We start from the raw sequence: 23,775 nt of genomic DNA on the forward strand, positions 1-23,775 counted from the left end.
TGATGACGTTCTCGTTTCGACTTCGCAAGAAGCGGGTCAACCGCTCGTTCTGGGGCAGCTTCTCGCTATTTGCACTGTTGACCTTATTCGGCGCATTCATGATTCTGCCGCTTATCTATGCGATCAACAACGCATTCAAGCCGCTGGATGAAATTTTTATGTTCCCGCCGACGCTGTTCGTCCGCAATCCGACGATGAACAACTTCGTGGACTTAATCAACCTGCTCGGCAATTCCTGGGTACCTTTCTCCAGGTATATTTTTAACACCGTATTTATTACGGGCATGGGCATTATCGGCCATGTTCTGCTGGCGTCGGCAGCCGCTTACCCGCTTGCCAAGCATCGGTTCCCGGGCAAAGGCTTCATGTTCACAATTGTCGTCCTGTCGCTGATGTTCACGCCGGCCGTTACGGCCATTCCGACTTATATGATTATGTCGTGGATCGGACTTATCGACACGTATTGGGCGGTTATTATACCGGCGTTCTCGTATTCGCTTGGCTTATATCTAATGAAGCAATTCATGGAGCAAATTCCGGATGTGCTGCTGGAAGCGGCCAAGATCGACGGCGCGAGCGAGTACCGCATTTTCTGGACTATCGTTATGCCGAACGTGAAGCCCGCATGGTTAACGCTCATTATTTTGCTATTCCAGATTTTGTGGGGCAGCGACGGCAACGGCTTCATCTACAGCGAGCAGCTCAAATCGCTGCACTTCGCGGCGAATCAGATCGTGCAGGGTGGTATCGCCCGTGCCGGCGCGGCGGCGGCAGTGGCGCTCATTCTCATGAGCGTGCCGATTACGCTGTTCGTATTCTCGCAGAGCCGCATTATCGAGACTATGGCTACTTCAGGAATGAAGGATTAAGGAGGGACAGCACTTGACAGCGAAAAAATGGTTTCTCGTAGTCGCGGCGGCTTCCCTACTGTTCATTAATGCAGCGCCGGCGCCGGCGTACGCTTCATCTACGCCTTATGAGAGCTACAACTACAATTACTGGGAAGAAGCCGTTCCCGCACCTGCGTCCTACGTGCCGGGTCGAGTCGTCTCCGGCAAGGACCTCGGCGTAGGCGACTTCATCGAGCCGGCCGATATGGTCGTAGACGATAAAGGTCTCATCTATGTGGTCGACAGCGGCAACAACCGAATCGTACGCATCGACGAGGGGTGGCGCGTGCAAGACATCATAACGAGCTTCGTGAAAGACGGCAAGGAGGACGGCTTCAAGAATCCGTCCGGCATGTACGTCGACGGTGACGGCATGATGTACATTGCCGATACGGACAATGGTCGCGTCGTCGTCCTAGATACGGACGGCAGCTTCATTCGCTTGATCGAGCAGCCGAAGTCCGATATATTGGCGAGCGACTTCAAGTTCGCGCCGATCAAGGTAACGGTTGACAAAGCGAAGCGAATATTCGTCATCGCACAAGGGATGTTCGAGGGGATTATGCAATTCGATCCGGATGGCGAGTTCATCGGCTTCGTAGGCACGAATAAAGTGCAGCGCGATTACACGGAGTTTTTCTGGAGACTGTTCTCCACGAAAGCTCAGAAGGCGCAGATGATGTTATTCATCCCGACCGAATTTTCCAATATTGACATCGATGCCAAAGGGTTCGTATATGCCACCAATATTGACCCTGGTTCTCAGGAGCCCGTGAAGCGGCTTAATCCTTCGGGCGAGGACGTGCTGAAGCGATACGGCTACTTCGATGTCAAAGGAGACATTCGGTACCGGCTGTCGGTTGGACCTTCGAAGCTGATCGACGTGAAGGTGCAAGAGGGCGGCATGTACAGCGTGCTTGATTCCAATCAAGGTCGAATATTCACGTACAACGACGAAGGCGATCTGCTCTACGTCTACGGCGGCAAGAGCAACCAGGCAGGCACGTTCAAGACGCCGGTTGCGATCGAGAGCATCGGCGACGATCGGCTCGTGCTCGACAGGGGCAAAAGCAATATTATCGTCTTTAAACCGACGAAGTTCGGATTGAAGATTAATGAGGCGGTCGCGCTTCACCATAACGGCGATGACAAGCTGGCTGTTCCGGTGTGGGAAGAGGTGCTGCGTCTGAATTCCAACTACGATATTGCTTATATCGGCATCGGCAAGTCGCTGCTCATGGAGAAGCGGAACCAAGAAGCGATTAAATATTTCAAGCTCGGCATGGATCGTGACGGTTATTCGGTCGCCTACAAGCGTTATCGCCGAGAATATATGAAGGAACATTTCGGAACGTTATTGTCGGTCATCGTCGCGCTTGCGGCAGTATGGCTAGCGTTCAAGCTTTACCGCGTCATCAGCCGCTATCGCAAGGTTAAGCTGAAGTTGAATCAATCGACAGGGGAGGGCAAAGCGCTATGAAGCAAGATTTCATTAAATTTCCGCTGCATCTGATCGTACATCCGTTCGACGGTTTCTGGGATATGAAATATGACGGCAAAGGCAAGGTGCGCGTCGCTTTGTTCATTCTGGCTTTGGTCGTCCTGTCGGTTATTCTGCAAAATCAGTTCGCGGGATTCCTCGTCAACTATAACGATCCGCGCTATCTGAACAGCTTGACGCAGCTTATAACAATCGTATTCCCGTTTTTCTTATGGTGCGTATCGAACTGGGCGATTACGACGCTTATGGACGGCGAAGGCAAGTTCAAGGAAATCGTTATGGCCACGGGTTATGCGCTTCTGCCGCTCGTGCTCATCTATGTACCGTTTACGATTGCCAGCCGCTTCATGGTGCAGGAAGAAACGGCTTTCTACTATTTGTTTAATTCAATCTCGACGATATGGTTCATCGGCTTGCTGTTCGTCGGCACGATGACCGTACACCAATATTCGGCGATGAAGACGATTGTAACGATGATCCTTACGGTGATCGTTATGGGCATTATCGTGTTTCTTGGCACGCTTGTCATGAGTATGATGCAGCAAATCTATGAATTCATCGTCAACATTTATCGGGAACTTATTTTCCGTACGTAAAGGAGGCCGCATCAAGTGAAAAACAGAAAGATTCTCGTTGCGGCGCTTTCTTGTGTCGCAGCAATTATCGTCATTGCCGCCGTGCTTATACTCGTTATTGACCGCGGCGTGAAGGCTGTGGACACAGCCTCTTACACGGAGACGACTGCGGAGCTTGCGGCCGGAAGCGAATTGAAGGCGCTGCCGGATTCGTCGCAAGGCGTACCGGGGATGAAGCTCGTAGCGGATAATGAAGAGATGTCGCTGTATTTCAATCCGGAGACGACGGAAGTCGCCGTTAAGGATAAACGAGAGAACCGGATATGGTACAGCAATCCGGAGAAGCGCGCTGAAGATACGATCGCATCGCCATACGAGAAAGAAGTTATGTCGTCGCAGGTGTCCGTCAGCTATCGCGATTCGGTAGGGACGCTGAATACGTTCACGAACTTCGCGAAGAGCATCAGCTCGAAGCAGTTCACGGTGGAGAGCATCGCCAGCGGCGTGCGCATTACTTATACGCTTGGCGATATGTCGCTGGGCGTCGATGCACTGCCGAAGTATATTAGCAAAGCGCGAATGGAAGAAAAGCTGATCTCGAAGCTCGATGCATCGCAAGCGAGATATGTCTCGACGCGATATTATCCGAAGGAAGGCAGCGACGAAATATTGGAACGTCTCGACGAGCAAGTATCGAAGCAGCTCGTCCTTAACAAGATGATCGCCGCTTTCCAGGCGGCCGGTTATACCGAAGAGGATCTTGCCTTCGACAACGCAGAGAACGGCGTCTCGGGCGGCGGCGCCAGCGACAAGCCGACCTTCACGATCCCGCTGGAATATCGTCTGGACGGGGGCGAGCTGCTCGTATCCGTTCCAGTCAGCCAGATCAAGGAAAGCGGTCCCTTCAAAATCGGCACGATCGAACTGCTTAACTTCTTCGGCGCGGCGGACATGGGCACGGACGGCTACATCTTCGTGCCTGACGGTTCAGGCAGTCTTATTAATCTGAACAACGGCAAAGTGAAGGAAGAGCAGTACGTCCAGAAGGTGTACGGCTTCGACCCGAATGATAACAGCTGGCGGCGCGGACAAGTGACGGAAAGCGCTAGAATGCCGGTATTCGGTATGAAGGCGGGGGAAGCGGCTTGGTTCGCGGTTATTGAGAAAGGCGACGCGATCGCAAGCATTGCGGCCGATATTAGCGGGCGCAAAAATTCCTACAACTACGCTTATACGACTTTCGCGCTTCGCGGAGAAGATGAGCTGGAGCTGTATACGGGAGCTAACATTCAAGAAATTCAATTGCTCGGCGAGCAAATCTATACCGGCGATATTCAGATTCGATACAGCTTTCTCCCAAGCGAGCAAGCAAGCTATTCCGGTATGGCCGAGCTATATAGAGAGAAGCTTGTGAAGGAGCAATCGCTTCAGCCGCTTAGCGGCGATAAGCAATTGCCGTTCTATCTGACGATTACGGGTTCCGTTGACAAAAGAAAATCGATGCTTGGCGTGCCTTATGACGCCGTCGTCTCGATGACTAGCTTCAAGGAGGCATCGCAGATTGCATCGGAGCTGAAGCAGGACGGCGTTGACCGGCTGATGATGCGTTACTCCGGTTGGTTCGGCAAAGGCGTCAACCACAAGACGCCGGTTAAGCTTAAGACGGACGGCGTGCTTGGCAGCAAGAAAGAGCTGAGCGCTCTGGCGAAGCAGCTCGAGGAAGCGGGAGGCATGCTTTTCCCGGATGTGGCATTCCAACAAATGTACCATGACGACAGCGCATTCTCTCCTTCATCCGATGCGTCGAGGTTCGTCACTCGCGAGGAAGCGGAGCTGTATCCATACAACCGGGCTTTAAACCGAATGGATATGACACTGGGCACTTATTATTTGTTGTCGCCGGCAAAGCTGCCGTATTACGTCGACAAGTTCATTAATCAATACGACAAGCTTGGCATGAAGGGTCTATCCTTGCGTGATCTTGGCGGGATGCTGACGTCTGACTATCGGGTTAGCCGGGTCGTACAGCGCGAGACAGCGAAGGAAATCGTCAAGGAGCAGCTCGGCAAGCTTGACGAGAGCATCGGCGAGACGATGATCGCCGGCGGCAATTCGTACGCACTCCCGTACGCCGATCATTTGATTGATGTGCCGACTGCTTCCAGCGGCTTCCTAATTACGGATGCAGAGGTGCCGTTCTACGAAATGGTCGTGCACGGATTCATCGATTATGCAGGCAAAGCGATCAACCTTAGCGACGAGCAAGATACGAAGCAGCAATTGCTGAAGGCGATCGAGCTAGGCGCGGCTCCTTACTTCTCATGGACGTATGAACCGTCCTCGAAGCTGAAGTTCACGCATTTTGACACAAGCTTCTCTACTTATTACAAGGATTGGTATGATGAAGCGTTAGGTTTGTACAAAGAAACGAATGCCGCGCTTGCACCTCTTCGAAACGAGAAGATGGTGGAGCATGTCCGCCATCAAGAAGGTGTCGTAGAAGTGAAATACAGCAATGGCAGCTCGATCATTGTCAATTATACGGATCAAGCGGTGACCGTTGGCGGCGTTACGGTTAAACCACAACATTATTCGATAGGCGGTGAACAGCCATGAATGGAACGAAGCTTACACTAGCCCACAAACGCTCATTGCTCGGAATCGCCTTCATCCTGCCTTGGTTGATCGGTTTCATTCTGCTGTTCGCGGCGCCGCTCTTCCAATCGCTGCAATTCAGCTTCAGCAAGCTGACTGTCGGCATTAACGGCTTCGAGCTGGAGGGCGCCGGCTGGAGCAACTTCAATAACGCTTTGTTCGTCGATGCGACGTTCAATCGGATATTGACCCAGTCGGTATCGGAGATGCTTCTTAACGTACCCATGATCTTGTTTTTCAGCTTATTCTCCGCAACGCTGCTGAACCAGAAGTTCCGGGGAAGAACGCTCGCGCGGGCGATCTTCTTCCTGCCGGTCATTCTGGCGTCGAACGCGATTGCTTCGGCCGAGTCGGCAGGTCTTATCAACCTTGTCGGCGACGCCAGCGTCGTGAATGAAATGGGCGGCTCGACGTCGCAATACAACATCATGTCGATGGTTATGATCTTAAGCGATATCGGCCTTCCGATCTCGTTCGTCGACTATATTGTCAGCGCGATTATGCGCATTTACGAGATTATTACGAGCTCCGGGGTTCAAATACTGATCTTCCTGGCGGCGCTGCAATCCGTGCCCGGCTCGATGTATGAAGTGGCTAAGATGGAAGGCGCAACGGCTTACGAGTCGTTCTGGAAAATTACGTTTCCGATGGTTAGCCCGCTCATCTTAACGAATATCATCTATACGGTTATCGATTCGTTCGCGGGAAGCGCGGTTACCGACATCATCTTCACGACCGCATTCAAAACGCAAAATTTCGGGCTTAGCTCAGCCATGTCATGGATTTATACGCTTATCGTCAGCTTGATACTCGTCATTATCGGATGGGTGCTGGCTAAGAGAATCCATTACAACTAAGCGCCAGCCCTAGCGAAGGAGGAAACAAGATGGAAGCTCAAGCTTCTGAGGCGGTCCGCAGTGAAGCGAACAAATACAAGCTCCAAAAGGCGAAAAATAAAACGGTTGATATTCTATTCTCGATCTTCCGTTATCTGCTCGTCATCGGTATATCGTTCATTATCATTTATCCGCTGCTGATGAAGTTCTCGACCGCATTCAAGGACAAAGTCGATATTTACAATCCGACGATCTATATGGTCCCTGTCCACTTTACGCTCGACAACCTGAAGCTGGCGATGGAAATATTGGATTACTTCCCGCTGCTTAGCAACACGATGCTGTTCGTCGTCATTACGACGCTGCTGACAGCCGCGTCTTGCGCGCTCGCCGGCTACGGATTCGCCCGGTTCAACTTCCCGGGCAGCAATATTTTGTTCGCGCTCGTTATTTTAACGATTCTTGTGCCGACCAGCACGCTGCTCGTCCCGATGTACCTGCACTTTAGAAGCTTCGATGTGCTTGGGCTGGTCTCCTTATTCACCGGCAAGGAAGGCGTTAACCTGCTGAATACGTATTGGCCGTCGATAATTACGTCGGCTACGGCAATGGGGCTGAAGGCCGGGCTGTTCATCTACATTTTCCGCCAGTTTTTCAAAGGGATGCCGAAGGAGATCGAAGAAGCGGCGCTTATCGACGGCGCTGGCGGCGTTAAGACGTTTTTGCGCATTATGCTGCCTAACGCAATTCCGCCAATCATTACCGTCATCTTGTTCTGCTTCGTTTGGCAATACAACGATACGATCTATACGTCGCTGTTCATGAGCGAGACATCGCTTATGCCGATCAAGATCGCTTCGCTGCCGGCTCAGGCGAACGCGCTTATTCCTCTATTGACGGGCGTAGGAAGCGGAACGAACGTGAAGGCCGACCCGAACCATGTCGCGCTCATTATCGATACGGGAATTTTGCTAGCTATTATTCCGCTCATTATCCTGTACTTGATCGTGCAGCGATATTTCGTAGAGAGCGTTGAGCGTTCCGGTATTATCGGTTAATAGATGAAAAAGTCATGAATAGGAGAAGCCGCTAATGATAAATACGAACGATCAAGCCCCATTTCAAGTAGAGCCGACGCTAGTTAATCCGAATGCGGAAGATAATGCGAAGCGGCTCATGACCTACTTATGCGACATGTATGGAAAGCGGATATTGACGGGACAGCAGATTGGCGTCGTTACTTCTCCGGAGGTAGAAATCATTTACGAAACGACTGGCAAATATCCAGCGGTGTACGGTTTCGACTTCATGAACTACTCGCCGTCGCGAACGGAGCGAGGTTCCACATGCAGCGATACCGACATTGCGATCGACTGGTGGAATAAGGGCGGAATCGTCACTTTTTGCTGGCATTGGAACGCGCCGAAAGACCTGATCGACGAGTTGCCGGATCGGAACTGGGACAGAGGCTTCTATACGAACGCGACGACGTTCGACATCGAGAAAGCGATAGCCGACGAGACGTCCGACGAATATTTGCTGCTCATTCGGGACATCGACGCGATTGCGATTCAATTGAAGCGGCTGCAGGAGGCGGGCGTTCCCGTACTTTGGAGACCGCTGCATGAAGCGTCCGGCGGTTGGTTCTGGTGGGGGGCGAAAGGCGCCGAGCCTTGCGTGAAGCTATGGAAGCTGATGTACGAGCGGATGACGAATATTCACAAGCTGAATCATCTCATCTGGGTATGGAACGGGCAGCATGCCGATTGGTATCCGGGCGACGAGTACGTCGATATTATCGGTGAAGATATTTATCCGCCTGCGCAGACGTATGAGTCGCAGTCCGAGCGGTTCCAAAAAGCTCGTTCTTACACGAAAGCGAGCAAAATTATCGCTTTGTCGGAGAACGGCCCGATTCCGGATCCGGATCTTATGCTTCGCGATCAAGCACCGTGGGCATGGAATTGTACGTGGTATGGCAACTTTGTCTTTACGGAGAAGGATGGCAATAGGGAGTATTCAGGCGAGTATACGGAGCTTCAGCAGCTGCTCAAGTTCTATCATCATCCATTCTCGGTGACAAGAGACGAGATTCCCGATCTGAAGAGCTATCCATTGCGCTAACTTGTTAGGTAAAGTAGGATGAACAGAGAGATATAATAATAACTAAAAGTGTGGTAGGACGACAGAAGTTACAGTGGATACACACAACAGGAGGATATGATGAGAGAAACATTTACGCTAACAAACAATTGGAAGTTTAAGTCCGTCGAGGAGGAGAAGTGGCTCCCGGCCGTCGTACCAGGCTGCGTTCATACCGATTTACTGAAAAATGGTGTCATCAAAGATCCGTTCTATGCGACGAATGAGCATGATTTGCAATGGATCGACAAAATAGACTGGGAATACGAATCTACCTTCGACGTGCCGCTCAGCTTATTGGCTTTATCGTCCATCGAGCTCGTATTCGACGGACTTGACACGTATGCCGAAGTCTATGTGAATGGCGCACATGTATTGTCTGCAAACAATATGTTCCGTTCATGGCGCGCGGATGTGAAGGCTTATGTGAAAGAGCAAGGCAACAGCCTTCATATTGTGTTCCGCTCGCCGATACGCGAGGATCTGCCTAAGATCAAGGCGCTTGGTTATAATCTGCCGGCTTCGAACGACCAGTCCGAGCTTGGCGGGTTATGCGATGATAAAGTCAGTATCTTTGCGCGCAAAGCGCCTTATCATTATGGCTGGGACTGGGGTCCGCGATTCGTTACGAGCGGGATATGGAGAGAGGCTCGGCTGGAAGGCTGGTCCGAAAGCGTCATCTCGGATCTGTATGTAGAGCAGAACGAGGTGTCCGCTTCCGAAGCCAAGCTTACCGTTCATGTCGAGCTGGAATCCGAACAGGATTGGAGCGGGACGCTTCACCTTTCCGCAGATGGCTTGACTTGGGAAAGCGAAGTAAGCGTGAAGGCGGGCAAACAAACGCTTGCCGTTCCGGTTGTCATCGAGGCTCCGAAGTTATGGTGGAGCAGAGGTCTGGGCGAAGCTTATCTGTACAGCTTCTCGGCTAAGCTGCTTGCGGGCGATAAGGTTGTTGCTGACAGGTCGGTACGTACCGGCTTGCGCAAGGTAAAGCTTGTAAGGGAAAAGGATGCCGTCGGCGCAAGTTTCTACTTCGAGCTGAACGGCGTGCCCGTATTCGCGAAAGGCGCGAACCATATTCCGAATGACAGCTTCATTACGGAAGTGACGGCTGAGCGATACAGACATGAGATCGCATCGGCTGCGGAGTCGAACATGAACATGCTGCGCATTTGGGGCGGCGGCATTTATGAGCAGTCGGTCTTCTATGAGCTGTGCGACGAATACGGCATTCTCGTTTGGCAGGACTTCATGTTCGCATGCAGCATGTATCCGGGCGATGAGGCGTTCCTTGCCAATGTGAGAGCGGAAGCGGAACAGAACGTGAAGCGTCTGCGCAATCATCCGTCCGTCGTATTATGGTGCGGTAACAATGAGATTGATTCCGCTTGGGCGCAATACGACGAGACCGGCGGCTGGGGCTGGAAGAAGAATTATACGGCCGAACAGCGCGAGAAGATCTGGGCGGACTATGAAGCGATCTTCCACCGCATCTTGCCTGAAGTAGTGGCGAGCTATGCTCCAGGCATCGATTATTGGCCGTCTTCGCCGATCGTATCGGTATCCGGCGACATTAACCAGCACGCGCATCCGCTCACGACGGAAGGCGACGTCCATTATTGGGGCGTATGGCATGCGGTTGAGCCTTTCGAGAACTACAATGTGAAGATTGGCCGCTTCATGAGCGAATACGGCTTCCAGTCGTTCCCTGAGTACGATACGGTCATGACGTTCGCGACCGAGCAGGATCTGGCGCTGGACTCGAAGGTCATGCGCGCCCATCAGAAAAATGGCGACGGCAATCGTCTCATCAAGCAGTATATGGACATCTATATGAACGAGCCCAAAGATTTCCCGTCGTTCCTGTATATGAGCCAGGTGCTGCAAGCGGAAGCGATGAAGATGGCTATCGAAGCGCATCGCCGCCGGATGCCATATTGCATGGGCACGCTTTATTGGCAGATGAATGATTGCTGGCCGGTCGCTTCATGGGCGGGCATTGATTATTACGGCAAGTGGAAAGCGATGCAATATTACGCGAAGCATAGCTTCGAAGATACGATCCTTTCGTTCGACCGTTCGGAAGACGGACATGTACGCGTTCACTTGGTTACGGATAAGCTTGAAGCGGCCGAAGGTAACCTGACGCTGAAACTGTACGATTTCTCAGGTAGGCTGGTAAGAGAAGCGACTGCCCCGGTAGCTATGCAAGGCAATAGCGCTGCGGTCATCTATTCGCTGAACGAAAGCGAATGGCTTGGCGGACGCGAAGCGGGTTCCATTGTGCTGCATGCGGAGTTCGCTGCTGCCGGGGGTAGTGAAGCATCTGCGATCAGCAAGCTATTCTACTTCGCTAGCGCGAAGGAGCTTCAGCTAGAGACGGCGACGATTACAGTGAAGGAAGTAGCGGGCAGCGATGGAACGGCTTATGAGCTTTCGACGGATAAGCTGGCGAAGCAAGTATGGCTGAAGACGGAGCGCGCGGGCCGCTTCACCGATAACTTCTTCGATCTGATCCCAGGCGTAACGAAGGTCGTTCAATTCGTGAATCGCGAGGAAGGCGAAGCAGTAAGCAAGCCAACCGCAACCAACGCAATTACAGTAAGCTCGATGATCGATTACTTGGCTGAAAGTCAGGTTATAGTCGTATAAAAAGATTTGAACAAAGGCTGGGGACGGGCAAGAAGGTTCTCCAGCCTTTTGTTCGAAATTCAGCAATGAATATAGCGCGTTTGTTTCGTCTGTAGACACTGTTTGGCTGTACAATATCCACTCAAATCTGGACAGGAATTGAAATAGAGAACGTTCGTAGTAGGGGGCCGATATGTTAAAAAGAAAACAGTGGTTCATGGTTGGTGCGTCACTCTTCGTCATCATTTTGGCGGTAGTCGTTGTATGGCAGATTAACGATAAAGGCAATTCTGACTCTGTTCAAGCGCCAATCCTTGTTTTGCAAGACCCGGACGGTGATGCAGGGCCTGTGATTACTTCAATTGATGCTAAAGCAGGAAATGAAGCTGGAGAAGAGGGAGAAAATCCGAGACCGGTCACGCTGTTCACCTATGACAAGCTTGAACTTGCGCTGGACATGAAAGCCGAATACGTTAATCCGTACGATCCGGAGGAGATCGACGTTCGGGCCGTTTTCCTTGCGCCTAGCGGCAGGGAGTGGCGGATCAACGGCTTCTATAACGGAGCAGCATGGCGGCTGCGGTTCGCGCCTAATGAGAATGGGACATGGCGGTATAATGTCGCTGTGACGGATAAGTCGGGAACTTCGGTTAGCGAGGAAGCGGAGTTCGTTGCGGAGCAAGGCGCGAATAAAGGCTGGATACGCGTGTCCGATACGAATAAACGTTTCTTCGAATACGACGATGGTTCTTCCTTCTATGGGGTTGGAGTCGCGTACCCATGGGGAATAACAGAGAGCAACTTGACGAAGATCGCAGACAACGGCGGCAATCTCGTTACGTATTGGAATGGCAACTACGACAACGCGGGCATGGGCGGCGGCAAGGAGCAGCTGGAATCAACTCCTTCCGGAATCGGCAGCTACGATATGCTGAAGGGCTTCCGAATAGATGAGCTGGTCGATTGGTTCGGTACGCGCGATCTTCATATGAATTTTGTTATTTGGCCGCATGATTCCTTGGCTGATGAAATCGAGAACTGGCCGGCGACCTGGAAACGCAGCGCTTACTCTTCGCTCGGATCGGCGGAAGACTTCTATAGCAGCGAAGAAATGTGGAAATACCAGGAGAAGCTGTACCGCTATATAATCGCTCGGTGGGGGTATAGCTCCTCTATCGGCATATGGAACTTGATTACCGAGATTAACGGAACGGACGGCTGGGCGTTCGGCCGCCAAGACGAGGCGAACGCTTGGGTAACGAAGGTGCATAACTATTTCAAGGCGAACGATCCTTACGGACATCCAACGATGGGTTCAATGGCCGGCGGAGGAGAGGACTACTGGGATCATGGTTACAAGACGCTCGATATTGCCGATCGCGAGAACTATTACGATCTGAACTTTAGCGCGTACGCGGAAGATATCGGGTTGAGATGGAAGCAATACGAGAAGCCGGTTATGACCGGAGAGACCGGCAATGTAACGGACGCCGTTGTCCACCATAACTCGATGTGGTCTTCGCTAGCGAACGGCGCAGCATCCGGTCCTATCTGGTGGGCGCTTGAGAGCTATAACGATGAGATGTATAAGCAAATGAACGTCTTCGCTTCATTCGTTCGGAAGATCGACTTCAACGAGCAGCGGCAGCCGGTTACGATGGAGACGCCTAAAGTGAATCAGCAATTAGCGCATGAGGCGCTGCTTGAAGATGGATCCGATGCGTCGGATTGGTTGATGCCAGACTGGCCGGAAGCGAATAAGGATGCGACAGGTTCGCTGTTTAAACCAGAGGCGGTCGAAGGAACGATACAGACGTCGATGCGGTTCGCAACGGGAAGCTTCGCGCAAGGTTTCCTGCAGCAAGCTGGCGGTAAGTCGGACTGGCAAGGTTATGATGAGCTACTAATAGACGTATTTGCCGAATATGAAGGGGCAGAGCCGCTTAACGCTAGACCGGTGCTGATGCCTAACGGTAATTGGACAGAAGGTGACGAAGCCAGCGACGTCGTATTGCAGAGCGGAGAATGGACGACGCTGCGTGTTCCGCTAACGGATGTTGCGGCCGGCTATTGGCGAGAAGGCAAGCAGATTACAGACGAGCAGCTTAACCAAATTAGCGGCTGGGGCGTTAAAGTCTATGCGTCTAGCACGGATAAGGCAGCGGAAGCGGCCGTAGTGAAACTGCGCAATCCGCGACTTAGCGCTGCCGAACCGCCATCCATAGAGTTGCGGGATAGCGAAGGCTGGACGATGGTCGGAGCGAAAACGTCCTATGGTTGGCTTGTCAGCGAGCATGGCCCAATCGGAGGAAAAACGGCAACGATTAACGGGTTCGGGGAAGGCGAGGCTAAGGTGACATGGTTTGATGCGTGGACGGGAGAAGAGGCCGGAACGTCCGTTGTCCTACCGGAGAATGGCGCGCTTAAGCTGACGGCTCCAGCAAGCGAAAGATCGGATATGGCATTTCTCATAACACGTTAAGGCAAGCTGCTCTTATTCGTATTCAGGAAAGGGGACAGGTGGGATGAGGAAACTCAACTTGTCTACGACTGCGATTGCTATTGTATGCGTTGCCATTGTGGTGGCAGGGATAGCACTGCCAGTACAGCCGCTATACGCGGATAAGAAGAAGGAGGGGAATGAAATGAATATGCAGGCTTACGTAGATGCGATGCAGCCAGGCTGGAATTTGGGCAATACATTCGATGCTACCGGCTCGGAGACGTCATGGGGCAATCCGGCTACATCGAAGGAATTAATTGAGAGTCTGGCCGGTCAAGGCTATCGAAGCATTCGTATTCCGATTACGTGGAAGCACAGAATGGGCGATGCGCCCGATTACCGTATTGACGATGCGTTCATGGAGCGCATTCAGGAGGTGGTGGATTGGTCGCTTGATGCGGGACTGTACGTCATGATTAACCTCCATCACGATTCGCATTGGATATTCGATATGGAATCGAATCATGACGACGTATTAGGCAGATACAAGTCGGCATGGGTGCAAATTGCGGACCGCTTCAAGGATTATCCGATGGAGCTGATGTTCGAGGGCATTAATGAGCCCCGTTTCTCGGAAGATTGGGGCAGAGACACGGAGACTTACTTTGTTATGCTGGATGAATTGAACACTTCCTTCCATACGATTGTTCGCGGCTCGGGCGGCTCGAATAAGCTTAGGCCGATCGTGCTTTCAACGCTGACGGCATCGTCCTCGCAGAAACGATTGAATGAGTTGGATAAAACAATCGCCAAGCTGGATGACAAACGGATTATTGCCACGGTTCATTATTACGGCTTCTATCCGTTCAGCGTTAATCTAGGCGGCGTTACGACGTTTAACGAAGAGGCGCGCAATGATCTTGTACAAACGTTCGATCGCGTTCATGAGACGTTCGTAGCCAAGGGCATTCCGGTCATAGTCGGGGAATTCGGTCTGCTTGGCTTCGATAAGTCGGTCGACACGATCGAGCAAGGCGAGAAGCTCAAATATTTCGAGTATTTGGGTTATTACGCGAAGCAGAAGCAGCTCACTACGATGCTGTGGGACAACGGGCAGCACTTTGATAGACGAGCTCTCGAATGGAAGGATCCTGAGCTGTTCGCCGTTATGAAAGCTTCTGCTAATGGGCGATCATCGACTGCGTCTACCGATCAGCTATTCGTGAAGAAGGATGCAGAAGCAACGGATCAGAACGTTACGCTTCAGTTGAACGGCAATACGTTAACCGAGCTTCGGCAAGGAGACAAAGTGCTTGCCCGGGGAGTCGATTACGAGCTGACCGGGGATACGCTCACGATCAGGACTAATTTGATTAAGTCGTTGCTAACGGATGATTACGGCATACAGGCCGTTCTAACTGCCGTATTCTCCGCAGGCGCGGATTGGCATATCCATATTATTCATTACAATACCCCGATTCTTAAAAATACGGAAGGAACTAGCGGCGGATTGTCTATTCCGACGGCTTTCAAAGGCGATCGGCTTGCTACGATGGAGGCGGTGTACGCAAACGGACGAAACACGGGCCCCAATGATTGGACGCCATTTAAAGAAATGGCGCACTCCTATAAGCCGGCGTATGACCTCAGCGCGATTGCATTGACGAAAGAATTTCTAGAACAACTGAATGATGGCGACATTAAGCTGCGGATGCATTTCTGGAGCGGTGAGGTCATTGACTATAAGCTTGCGAAGTCGGGTACTGCGATCGTAGGCGTTTCGTCTAATGATCCGGAGGCAACGGCAGAGCAGGTTCAACCGGAAGCAGACGGAGACGAGCCATCGCAGGCGGACGGCTCAACTGTTGCGATAGAAGGAGATCCATCACAGGAGGTTGCCGCTGCTGCGGAGGACGACGGAGATTCTGATTCTGCAAATGGAAGGATGGCTGCAGGCGCAATTGGTCTCGTAGCGGTAATAGCAGCGGGAGCACTAGCGGGCATTCTGATGCATAACCGCAGTCGGAGAAAACATAAATAAGCGGAGGGGCGAGCAAACAATGACGCTACAGGTGTGGAAGCATCGAGGCTCTTTGAAGCATACGAAGGCAAAAATCATAGAGGGAAAATTGACCGTCGGCTTTATAGGCGGTTCGATTACGGATGCCAGACCAAGGCATAACTGGCCAGAGCCGGTTATTGGCTGGCTGGCGGAGCAATTCCCGCATACCCGTATCGCTGTGGAAAACGCGGCGATCGGGGCGACGGGCAGCGATTTGGCAGCGTTCCGCGCGAAGCGGGACTTGATCGAACGCGGCTGTGATCTCGTATTCGTCGAATATGCGGTTAACGACGAAGGCACAGCGTCTGAGCAGCGGGGGCGTTCTCGCGAAGGGTTAATCCGTCAACTGCTTGCGGACGGAGAGCGGGATGTCGTTCTTGTATATACGTATTCCTCCGGCATGTATGAAGCGATGTCAAGCGGCGAAGTACCGGACACGATCGGTGAATTCGATCGTATTGCCGATCATTACGGCATCAGCTGCGTATGGATGGGCCTGCATGCATTCGAGGAAGTGAAACGGGGACTCATGCGCTTCGAGGAGTGGCTGCCTGACGGCTTGCATCCAACAAGCAGAGGGAGTCTAAGCTACGGGGCGAGCGTCATCCACTATTTGCGCCATCAGCTTGATAAGGCGGCTTCGGTCGATTCAGACAGCTGCTTAGATGAAGCTTCTGAGCATGCAGCACCCAAGGAGCTGCCGGCGCCGCTCGATGCGAAATGCTGGGACGATGTGTATGAGCTGCCATTGGAGAGCATTCATACGACTGGACCATGGACGATTCGCAGATGGCCTTATTATGAATGGATTGATCGTGTATTGGAGACGGCAGCGATAGGCGCCCGGCTTTCTTTCGAATTCGATGGGAGAGGGCTGGCGCTTGGCTTCGACTTTGGCAAGACTTCCGCGGAATTCCGTTATCGCATCGATGGGGGAGAGTGGCAGACGGAGAAGCGCGATCGGCCTGACTGGGTAGGTGCAGACGGCTGGTATCGCTTGAGCTATTATGGAGACGACTGGCTGCCTGGCAAACATCGTTTCGAGGCTGAGGTCATTCATGGCAATCGGCCGGACTGCACAGGAACGAACTTTAGGCTGGCTAAAGTAGGGATCATTCGCTAATGTCGCGATACAAAAGAAGCGCTGGAGCCTCTGTTGGGCTCCAGCGCTTCTTTTGTATATTGCAGACTAACGAAGGTTCGGAATATCTACTTCCGGATTCGTATCCGCTTCGTAATCGATGCCGTCGGTTTCAAAGCCGAACAGCTGGAAGAACTCGCGGCGGTAGCCGGCCAGATCGGACAGATCGTATACGTTCTCCGTCGTCAATTGCTCCCATACGGTTGCAACGGCAGCTTGAATTTCTGGCGTCATCTCGAGATCGTCGACGCGGATAAGCCCTTTCTCGTCAACGGCCGTCTCTCCCGGTCCGTAGAGACGCTCGGAGAACAGACGGTACATTTGCTCGATGCAGCCTTCATGCGTGCCGTTTTCCTTCATAATCTTGTAAAGGGCGGAGATGTACAGAGGAACAACGGGAATGGCAGAGCTGGATTGCGTTACAAGCGCTTTGTTGACCGAGACGTACGCACGGCCGCCGCTTGTGCTCAACTGCTCATGAAGACGCTTAGCTGTTGCTTCTAGGTCGTTCTTCGCCGCGCCGATCGTTCCATCGCGGTAGACAGCATGTGTAATAGCTGGTCCGATATAAGAGTATGCGACCGTTGTAGCGTCTTCAGCAAGAACGCCGGCAGCTTGAAGCTGGTCGATCCACATTTGCCAATCTTCGCCGCCCATTACGGCGATCGTCTGACGAAGCTCGTCCTCTGTAGCCGGCTCGATCGTCGCTTCCGTCACTTCGCCGTTGTGGAAGTTGACCGTTTTGTTCGTGTACGTGCCGCCCAACGGCTTAATGACCGAGGAGAACGTCTCGCCCGTTACCGGGTGTGTACGGCGCGGCGATGCTACGCTGTAGACGACAAGATCGATCTGGCCAAGCTCCGTACGGATCAGGTCGATGGTTTTGGCTTTAATCTCGTTTGAGAAAGCGTCACCAACAATGCTGTACGACTTTACTCCTGCTTCTGCTGCGGCTTGCTCGAATGCGGCAGAATTGTACCAGCCGGCGGAAGCGGTGCGTGCGCCTTCTGCTGCTTTGTCAAAATAAATGCCAATCGTGTTCGCGCCTGCGCCGAACGAGGAGACGATTCGCGATGCAAGGCCGTAGCCTGTGGAAGCGCCTACGACTAACACATTGCGAGGTCCCTCGATTGTCGGTTTGGACTTTACGTAATCGACTTGACGCTGCACTTGGCTAGCGCAGCCCTCCGGATGTGCAGTGGTGCAAATAAAGCCGCGGGATTTTGGCTGAATAATCATAGTAGGGTATTCCTTTCTCCAAATAAAAATGGCATAGCGTATGTAACGGGACAACTCTATTCTATTTTACCGATAATTCGGGTTAAAGGGAAGTTTGGCTTTCGCTAAAAATAAAAAAGAGAGCGCTATTGGCGCTCTCGGTGTTGCACGGCTCGCATTAGAAGCGTCCAGCGAGCTGCTGTTCGGCGATTTGAACGAGACGGCGTGTTATGTATCCGCCAATGGAGCCCATGTCGCGCGTGGTCATGTTGCCATAATAACCGTCGGCTGGAAGTTGAATGCCCAGCTCTTGCGCAATTTCGTACTTCATTTGCTCAAGCGCTGCCCGAGCTCCCGGTACGACAAGTGTTTGGTTTGCCATTTATTATCAGCCTCCTTCTAGTCAGTATTATGTGAAGGCTTTCAAAGGATTATTCGCTAATTTCACCTTTATTTACCGACTAATTTTTGAATGCTTCCATGCTAATATAGACGTACGGGAGGGGACGGCTATGTTTTTGAAACCGATGCAGATGACGGAGCGCAAGCTGCCGTTTGACGATGATCGTTACTTGTTCGAGCCGTTGATTGACGGACACCGCCTGCAGCTTTCTTTTATTAGAAACACGGCAAAGCTATATACAAGGCATCATAATGATGTATCTAAGCAATATCCTGAGCTGCTTAATGTGCCAGCTGTACAACCGGCCGATTTCGTGTTGGATGGAGAAGTAGCCTATATTAATCCGACGACAGGCGAAGCTGAATTCAAGACGCTGATCGACGAGCGATTCAAGCTGAGAAAAGAGCCGGCCATTCGCGATGCAAAACGATTATTGCCCGTTCATTTTTATGTATTCGATGTGCTCTATTACAACGGTGTCGATATGCGGAATAAGCCGCTTGCTGAACGAAAGCAGCTGCTGAGGCAAATTGTTGAAAATAATGCCTATTACGAACAGCTGCCTTACGTCGATGGTTCAGGCAAAGCGCTGTACGAATTCGTGAAGCAATCAGGGTTGGAAGGGATCGCTTGCAAACGGAAGGATAGCTTGTACGAGGCAGAAGACAGTGGAAGCTGGATCAAAGTAAGGAATCCGTATTACAAAGATTTACATATGTCAGATGCGCCTAAGGATCGAAGCAGCAATGCGTTCGCAGATGGCATATGTCGACAGTTGAGATGCGTTTAGTGTGCTCCATATCGTCCTGTACTATTCGATTATCATCAAATGATCTAAGGCTATGCGTTTTCGCGCAGAGCCTTATTTTTGTTTTTTTGGAATTCATTCAATTAAAAGCAGGAGATCGGATCGGAATCATCGAATATAATCGTTTCCAAATAATCGAAGTCACTTTATTTTTAACAGAAAGAGGAAAATAATGAGTTATTTTCAACAAGGAGATACACGAATTCATTACCAAATTTACGAATCAAACGTTCAAAGCTGCGATACGATCGTTTTATTGCATGGCGTAGGACTTAGCGCAGCCTCATGGAAATGGATTATCCCTTATCTGACGAGCCATTCCCGGGTTGTCGCTCTGGATCTGCGGGGACATGGACAATCGGAGCGCGGCACGAAGCCAATTAGCTGGCGGCTATTCGTCGATGATTTGCGGGCCTTGCTCTTGCACCTGAATTTCGGACGTATTCATCTTATGGGACACGGCTTCGGCGCCAATGTTGCGCTCAAATACAGCATGAATTACATACAAGACGTAAGCAGCTTAATATTAATTGCCATACCGATCATGTACCCGAAGAAGACGGCCCAGAAGCTTCTTTCGAACCGGAAGCAATTAACTGCAGATGGCTCGATGAGCAAGCTTGCCTATCGTATGGCGCAGAGCATTACGTTGCTTGATGAGGGGAGTCCCGTTTTCCAAGCTATCATTGCAGATTACAGCCTCGTTGAGCCGAAGACGTATTTGGATATTATTGAGTTATATGCAAACCATCCGCCTAGAGACGATCTCAAATTTACGCAAAGCCCGATATTGCTGCTTGCTGGCGATCGAGACCCTGTGTATCTCGCTTCGATGCACATTTCATCACAGATGCTGATGAATAAGAGGCTGCTCATCGTACCGGAAGCCTCGAACGCCATCTTCATTGATCAACCGGAAGCAACGGCGAAGTGGGTAAATCAGTTCATAGCGCAACCGATAATGGATAATTACCGGCATGTATTAATGAATGAAGCGAGCGCCGCGGAGGTGTTCGGTGCGTTCGAGGATATGATTGAAGCCGGCGTCAAGCAGGTGGATGAAGAGAATACGCTGCACGTTGACTTTCTTGATTCGTTTCGAGTGCGGGTGAATGGGGCGGAGGTTGTTGAAGGCTGGAACAAAAGGTATGCCAAGAACCTGCTCATATATCTTGTGCTGCATCCGACTTCCACTAGAGAACAGCTATGCGATGCGTTATTCCCCGATCGTCCGCTCCGGCAGGCGCTTAACAATCTGAAGGTCTATCTGCATTATCTGAAAGGGCTATTAACGCCAAGCGAGACAGATAAGCCATTATTGTATATGGATAAGGAATATGTTGCGCTTCAAGGCGCCATAAAGTCAGATGTTCTTTCTCTCATTCAGAAGCTAGTCGATGTTGCGAATGAAACGGAGACGATCGCGAAGCAACAAGCGGCAGGCCGGCTGCTTGCAGCCCTTCCAACCGTGCTTATGCCTGGTGTCTACGACGATTGGATCATCCCGTTAAGAGAGTCTCTTGAGCACCAGACATCCGAGCTTGCGAAGTATGAGTGGCTTTGTGTAACGAAAGTGTAACCGAGCATTTGGTACAATATGGAGCGTGTTGTCAAAACAGTGGAGGAGGATCATGATTTTGAACAGATTATCAAAAATGATGTTGGCTTTAGCGCTCGTATTTACCGTATTCGCATCGGCCGGACAGGTTAATGCCGCGTCTTCGACGACGGCAGTGAATGTTACGATTGACGGGGTGAAACAAAGCTATAAGCAGCCAGCGGTATTATCCAACGGATCGGTGCTTGTGCCGCTCCGCCCGATCTTCGAATCGCTGGGTGCACAACTTCACTGGGATTCGAACGAGAAAGTAGCGACGGCATATAAAGACAATCAAATCGTATCGCTGCGGATCGGCAGCAGCGAAGCAAGAATCGGCGATAGCTATGTAGGGCTTAACCAGCCTGCACAAATCATTAATGGAAATACGCTTGTCCCTGTTCGATTTGTCAGCGAAGGGCTTGGGGCGGAAGTGAAATGGAACAGTGCGACGAAGACGGTAGAAATTAAGAAACGCGATGCGTCGCCGGACAAGCAAGTGTACGGCTATACAATGAACGTTACGCAGGACTTATTGCAATCGATATCCGTATACGGCGTTTCCCATATCGGCAACGTCGCATCGTCTACACCGCTGCTAGCCGGCAGAGAGTTCTATTATTACTTTGACGATCTGGTAGGCGAAGGCGACAAAGTAGACTTCCCGTTCGCTCGCATTCGCACGTTCAATGGAGATGCTGCGGCGTTCGAGCAGGCGGATCATGAGGATTTTACTTATCTAGCTACAGCGAACGGTATAACTTTCGCCTATGACTTGATGTTCGATTCGGCAGATCAGGTAAGAGAGTTGATCTACGAAGATTATAACTATTATGGCGAGGAGCTGTCGGATGCTGGCTATAACCGTGTAGCCAAAGCGTTCGAGCAGTTCCCAACGGCAATTCAATCGTTCCAAATGGTAACGCAAAAGCCTGCGGCAACGACGCTTACGAACTCCCGCAGCTACGAAGGTTTGTGGAAGGGAGCAGATAATGGTTCGATATCCCTTACATTCATTACAGACCAGGAAGCCATTCTGAAGTATAGCGAATATGGCGTCGATACGGTCGTCTCGTTCTTCTCGGACAATACATTGAACTATCACTTCTATGATAAGTTCATCATTGCAGAGGACGGCAAGCTGTCGCTTGAACGACCGATCGTCATCGACGGTATGTTCGACGGCGAATATGAAACGATTGCGTTTGCGAAATAACGAACGATAATGGAGCAGATAAGACAGCCGCGGGCGCAAGCCTGGCTGTCTTTCTTTTTTTGCAGCCTTTTCAAATCGGTCAATTGTTGCCATACTAGAATTTGCAGTCATCGCATCATTATGGACAAGCAGGAGGCGTTATGCACTTTCTATTCGAACCTGTTCGTTTCGACGACAAGCATCTGAGCTGGAGCGGCCGAACACGATCCGATAAGGATTATCCGGGCTTTTATCATTGGCATCAATGTACGGAAATATTGTTTGTCCATCAAGGGGTTGGCTATATCATCGTCAATCAGCGCACCTATGAGCTGCGGCGGGGAATGATGTTCGTATTCCAACCGTTTCAATTGCACAAAATTTTCGCCGATGTCGCGCAGGATAAGCCGTTTGAGCGTACGATTCTGTACGTTGACCCGTCACAAACGGAAGAAGCGCTGCGCCCGTTTCCGAAGCGCCATGCGCTCTTTCATAAACTATGGAAAGATCAAGGAATCCAGACGGTGTTCGATATGCAGGATGAGACAGGGCGATTGGAAGCGATATTTGAGAGCTATGAGTTGCTTGATGCTCGAAGGCGAGAGTATGATCAAGAAGAGATCACCTTGCTGCTGCTGCAATTAATGGGGAGCATTGCATCGGTGCGAGACGAGGAAGAGATGCTGGGGTCTGTGCATAGCCTTGAACGAAAGCCGCGTTATTCGGAGCAAATGATGCAATGGATCGAAGCCCATTACGCGGAGGAAGTAACGTTGGAGCGGCTGGCGGAGCAGCTTCATTTGTCCAAATATTATATTTCACGGGTCTTTCATGAGGAAACAGGAAGCCAGATTACCGAATATTTGACGGCGAGGCGTATTAAGCAGGCGTGCAGGCTGCTGCAGACGACGGTCTACTCGGTCGAGCGAATCGGGATTGATGTCGGCTATCCTAACGTTTCCTATTTCATCAACATGTTCAAGAGAGTTGTCGGAACGACGCCGCTTAAGTACCGCCAGCGCCATATGGGGCTGTAAATGGCCGCTTATAAGAGAAAAGGGCTAACCACTTGTCACCGTAGGTGATTCGTGATAGCCCTTTGTGTTTAAGTATAACTATAGAACGCGACGTGCAGTAACGTAGTACTTCTTCCAGTAGCTGCTGTTCAGATCGGAGAGCGTAACGCCCTGGCTGCTGGAGCTGTGAACGATCTTATTATTGCCGGCATAGATGGCAACGTGGCTGATTGTTTTCCCGTTCGTCTTAAAGAAGACGAGATCGCCCATGCTGAGCGAACCTTTCGCGACTTTCTCGCCTTCGGTTGCTTGCGCTGTCGAGGTGCGAGGCAGGCTGACATCGAATGCTTTGAAGATGAATTGGGTGAAAGACGAGCAATCGAACGCGTATGTAACGCCAGCTGGTGCGCCGTACTTATAAGGTGTTCCGATGAAAGTTTTGCTTTCGGAAATGAGTTTGATTGATTCGGTCGTTGCTGCGTGAGCGTGTTGTGTGTTCGAACCAAAAGTAAATGCCGACAGGACGATGGCGGCGCAAATGCCCGCTTTAGCAACCGTTTTAAATACGTTTGTTTTTCTCATGATGTCAGGATATCCCTTCGTGTTTCGTTTTATGAGTTTACTATAACACACTCAAAAACCGGCTTTTTGCCCGTATGAGA

At 51.2% G+C, this 23,775-nt stretch carries 18 protein-coding genes; 15 read left to right on the forward strand and 3 right to left on the reverse strand.

Annotated elements, in window-relative coordinates; genetic code table 11:
- Positions 1-2: 2 nt before the first annotated feature.
- The 11 genes from AC0YN0_RS10905 (at position 3) to AC0YN0_RS10955 (ending at position 16,858) form a co-directional block, all read left to right on the forward strand.
- Positions 3-869 carry a carbohydrate ABC transporter permease gene (locus AC0YN0_RS10905; protein WP_475821298.1) on the forward strand — a complete coding sequence of 289 codons (867 nt, stop codon included), beginning with the start codon at positions 3-5 and terminating at the stop codon, positions 867-869.
- A gap of 13 nt (positions 870-882) precedes the next feature.
- Positions 883-2,370, forward strand: coding sequence for an NHL repeat-containing protein (locus AC0YN0_RS10910; RefSeq protein ID WP_475821299.1), 1,488 nt, complete (start codon positions 883-885; stop codon positions 2,368-2,370).
- Entirely contained in the window at positions 2,367-2,987 is a 621-nt protein-coding gene (locus tag AC0YN0_RS10915; protein ID WP_475821300.1) for a Yip1 family protein, read from the forward strand. The genes AC0YN0_RS10910 and AC0YN0_RS10915 overlap by 4 nt, the downstream gene beginning before the upstream one ends.
- Before the next feature lie 15 nt (positions 2,988-3,002).
- Positions 3,003-5,582 (forward strand): DUF5696 domain-containing protein, encoded by a 2,580-nt coding sequence (locus tag AC0YN0_RS10920; RefSeq protein ID WP_475821301.1) that lies wholly within the window; start codon positions 3,003-3,005, stop codon positions 5,580-5,582.
- Positions 5,579-6,478: a carbohydrate ABC transporter permease gene (locus AC0YN0_RS10925; protein WP_475821302.1), complete on the forward strand. Its 900-nt coding sequence runs from the start codon at positions 5,579-5,581 to the stop codon at positions 6,476-6,478. The genes AC0YN0_RS10920 and AC0YN0_RS10925 overlap by 4 nt, the downstream gene beginning before the upstream one ends.
- 29 nt (positions 6,479-6,507) lie before the next feature.
- Entirely contained in the window at positions 6,508-7,515 is a 1,008-nt protein-coding gene (locus AC0YN0_RS10930) for a carbohydrate ABC transporter permease (RefSeq protein WP_475821303.1), read from the forward strand.
- A gap of 34 nt (positions 7,516-7,549) precedes the next feature.
- Positions 7,550-8,581, forward strand: coding sequence for a glycosyl hydrolase (locus AC0YN0_RS10935; RefSeq protein WP_475821304.1), 1,032 nt, complete (start codon positions 7,550-7,552; stop codon positions 8,579-8,581).
- Positions 8,582-8,680: 99 nt separating this feature from the next.
- Positions 8,681-11,251, forward strand: a complete 2,571-nt coding sequence (locus AC0YN0_RS10940; protein WP_475821305.1) for a beta-mannosidase — start codon at positions 8,681-8,683, stop codon at positions 11,249-11,251.
- A gap of 172 nt (positions 11,252-11,423) precedes the next feature.
- Positions 11,424-13,712 carry a DUF5060 domain-containing protein gene (locus AC0YN0_RS10945; protein WP_475821306.1) on the forward strand — a complete coding sequence of 763 codons (2,289 nt, stop codon included), beginning with the start codon at positions 11,424-11,426 and terminating at the stop codon, positions 13,710-13,712.
- 43 nt (positions 13,713-13,755) lie between these two features.
- The gene (locus AC0YN0_RS10950; RefSeq protein WP_475821307.1) at positions 13,756-15,714 is read left to right on the forward strand and encodes a cellulase family glycosylhydrolase; all 1,959 of its coding nucleotides are present in this window, start codon (positions 13,756-13,758) and stop codon (positions 15,712-15,714) included.
- A 19-nt stretch (positions 15,715-15,733) separates the two neighbouring features.
- Positions 15,734-16,858, forward strand: a complete 1,125-nt coding sequence (locus AC0YN0_RS10955; protein ID WP_475821308.1) for an SGNH/GDSL hydrolase family protein — start codon at positions 15,734-15,736, stop codon at positions 16,856-16,858.
- Between the two features lie 66 nt (positions 16,859-16,924).
- On the opposite strand, the gene fabV is transcribed toward AC0YN0_RS10955, so the two are convergent.
- Together fabV and AC0YN0_RS10965 are read right to left on the reverse strand one after the other, a co-directional pair.
- Positions 16,925-18,115, reverse strand: coding sequence for an enoyl-ACP reductase FabV (gene fabV / locus AC0YN0_RS10960; RefSeq protein WP_475821309.1), 1,191 nt, complete (start codon positions 18,113-18,115; stop codon positions 16,925-16,927).
- Between the two features lie 157 nt (positions 18,116-18,272).
- Positions 18,273-18,476, reverse strand: a complete 204-nt coding sequence (locus tag AC0YN0_RS10965; RefSeq protein WP_337104319.1) for an alpha/beta-type small acid-soluble spore protein — start codon at positions 18,474-18,476, stop codon at positions 18,273-18,275.
- 130 nt (positions 18,477-18,606) lie between these two features.
- On the opposite strand from AC0YN0_RS10965, the gene AC0YN0_RS10970 reads away from it, so the two are divergent.
- The 4 genes from AC0YN0_RS10970 to AC0YN0_RS10985 all read left to right on the forward strand — a co-directional run bounded on the left by AC0YN0_RS10970 (position 18,607) and on the right by AC0YN0_RS10985 (position 23,134).
- Positions 18,607-19,287, forward strand: coding sequence for an ATP-dependent DNA ligase (locus AC0YN0_RS10970; protein ID WP_475821310.1), 681 nt, complete (start codon positions 18,607-18,609; stop codon positions 19,285-19,287).
- A 190-nt stretch (positions 19,288-19,477) separates the two neighbouring features.
- Positions 19,478-20,884: an alpha/beta fold hydrolase gene (locus tag AC0YN0_RS10975; protein WP_475821311.1), complete on the forward strand. Its 1,407-nt coding sequence runs from the start codon at positions 19,478-19,480 to the stop codon at positions 20,882-20,884.
- Positions 20,885-20,942: 58 nt separating this feature from the next.
- Positions 20,943-22,118, forward strand: coding sequence for a copper amine oxidase N-terminal domain-containing protein (locus AC0YN0_RS10980; protein ID WP_475821312.1), 1,176 nt, complete (start codon positions 20,943-20,945; stop codon positions 22,116-22,118).
- A gap of 140 nt (positions 22,119-22,258) precedes the next feature.
- Entirely contained in the window at positions 22,259-23,134 is an 876-nt protein-coding gene (locus tag AC0YN0_RS10985; RefSeq protein WP_475821313.1) for a helix-turn-helix domain-containing protein, read from the forward strand.
- A gap of 78 nt (positions 23,135-23,212) precedes the next feature.
- On the opposite strand, the gene AC0YN0_RS10990 is transcribed toward AC0YN0_RS10985, so the two are convergent.
- Positions 23,213-23,695, reverse strand: a complete 483-nt coding sequence (locus AC0YN0_RS10990; RefSeq protein WP_442053198.1) for a C40 family peptidase — start codon at positions 23,693-23,695, stop codon at positions 23,213-23,215.
- Between the last annotated feature and the right edge of the window lie 80 nt (positions 23,696-23,775).

Source organism: Paenibacillus sp. J22P218 (assembly GCF_056269195.1).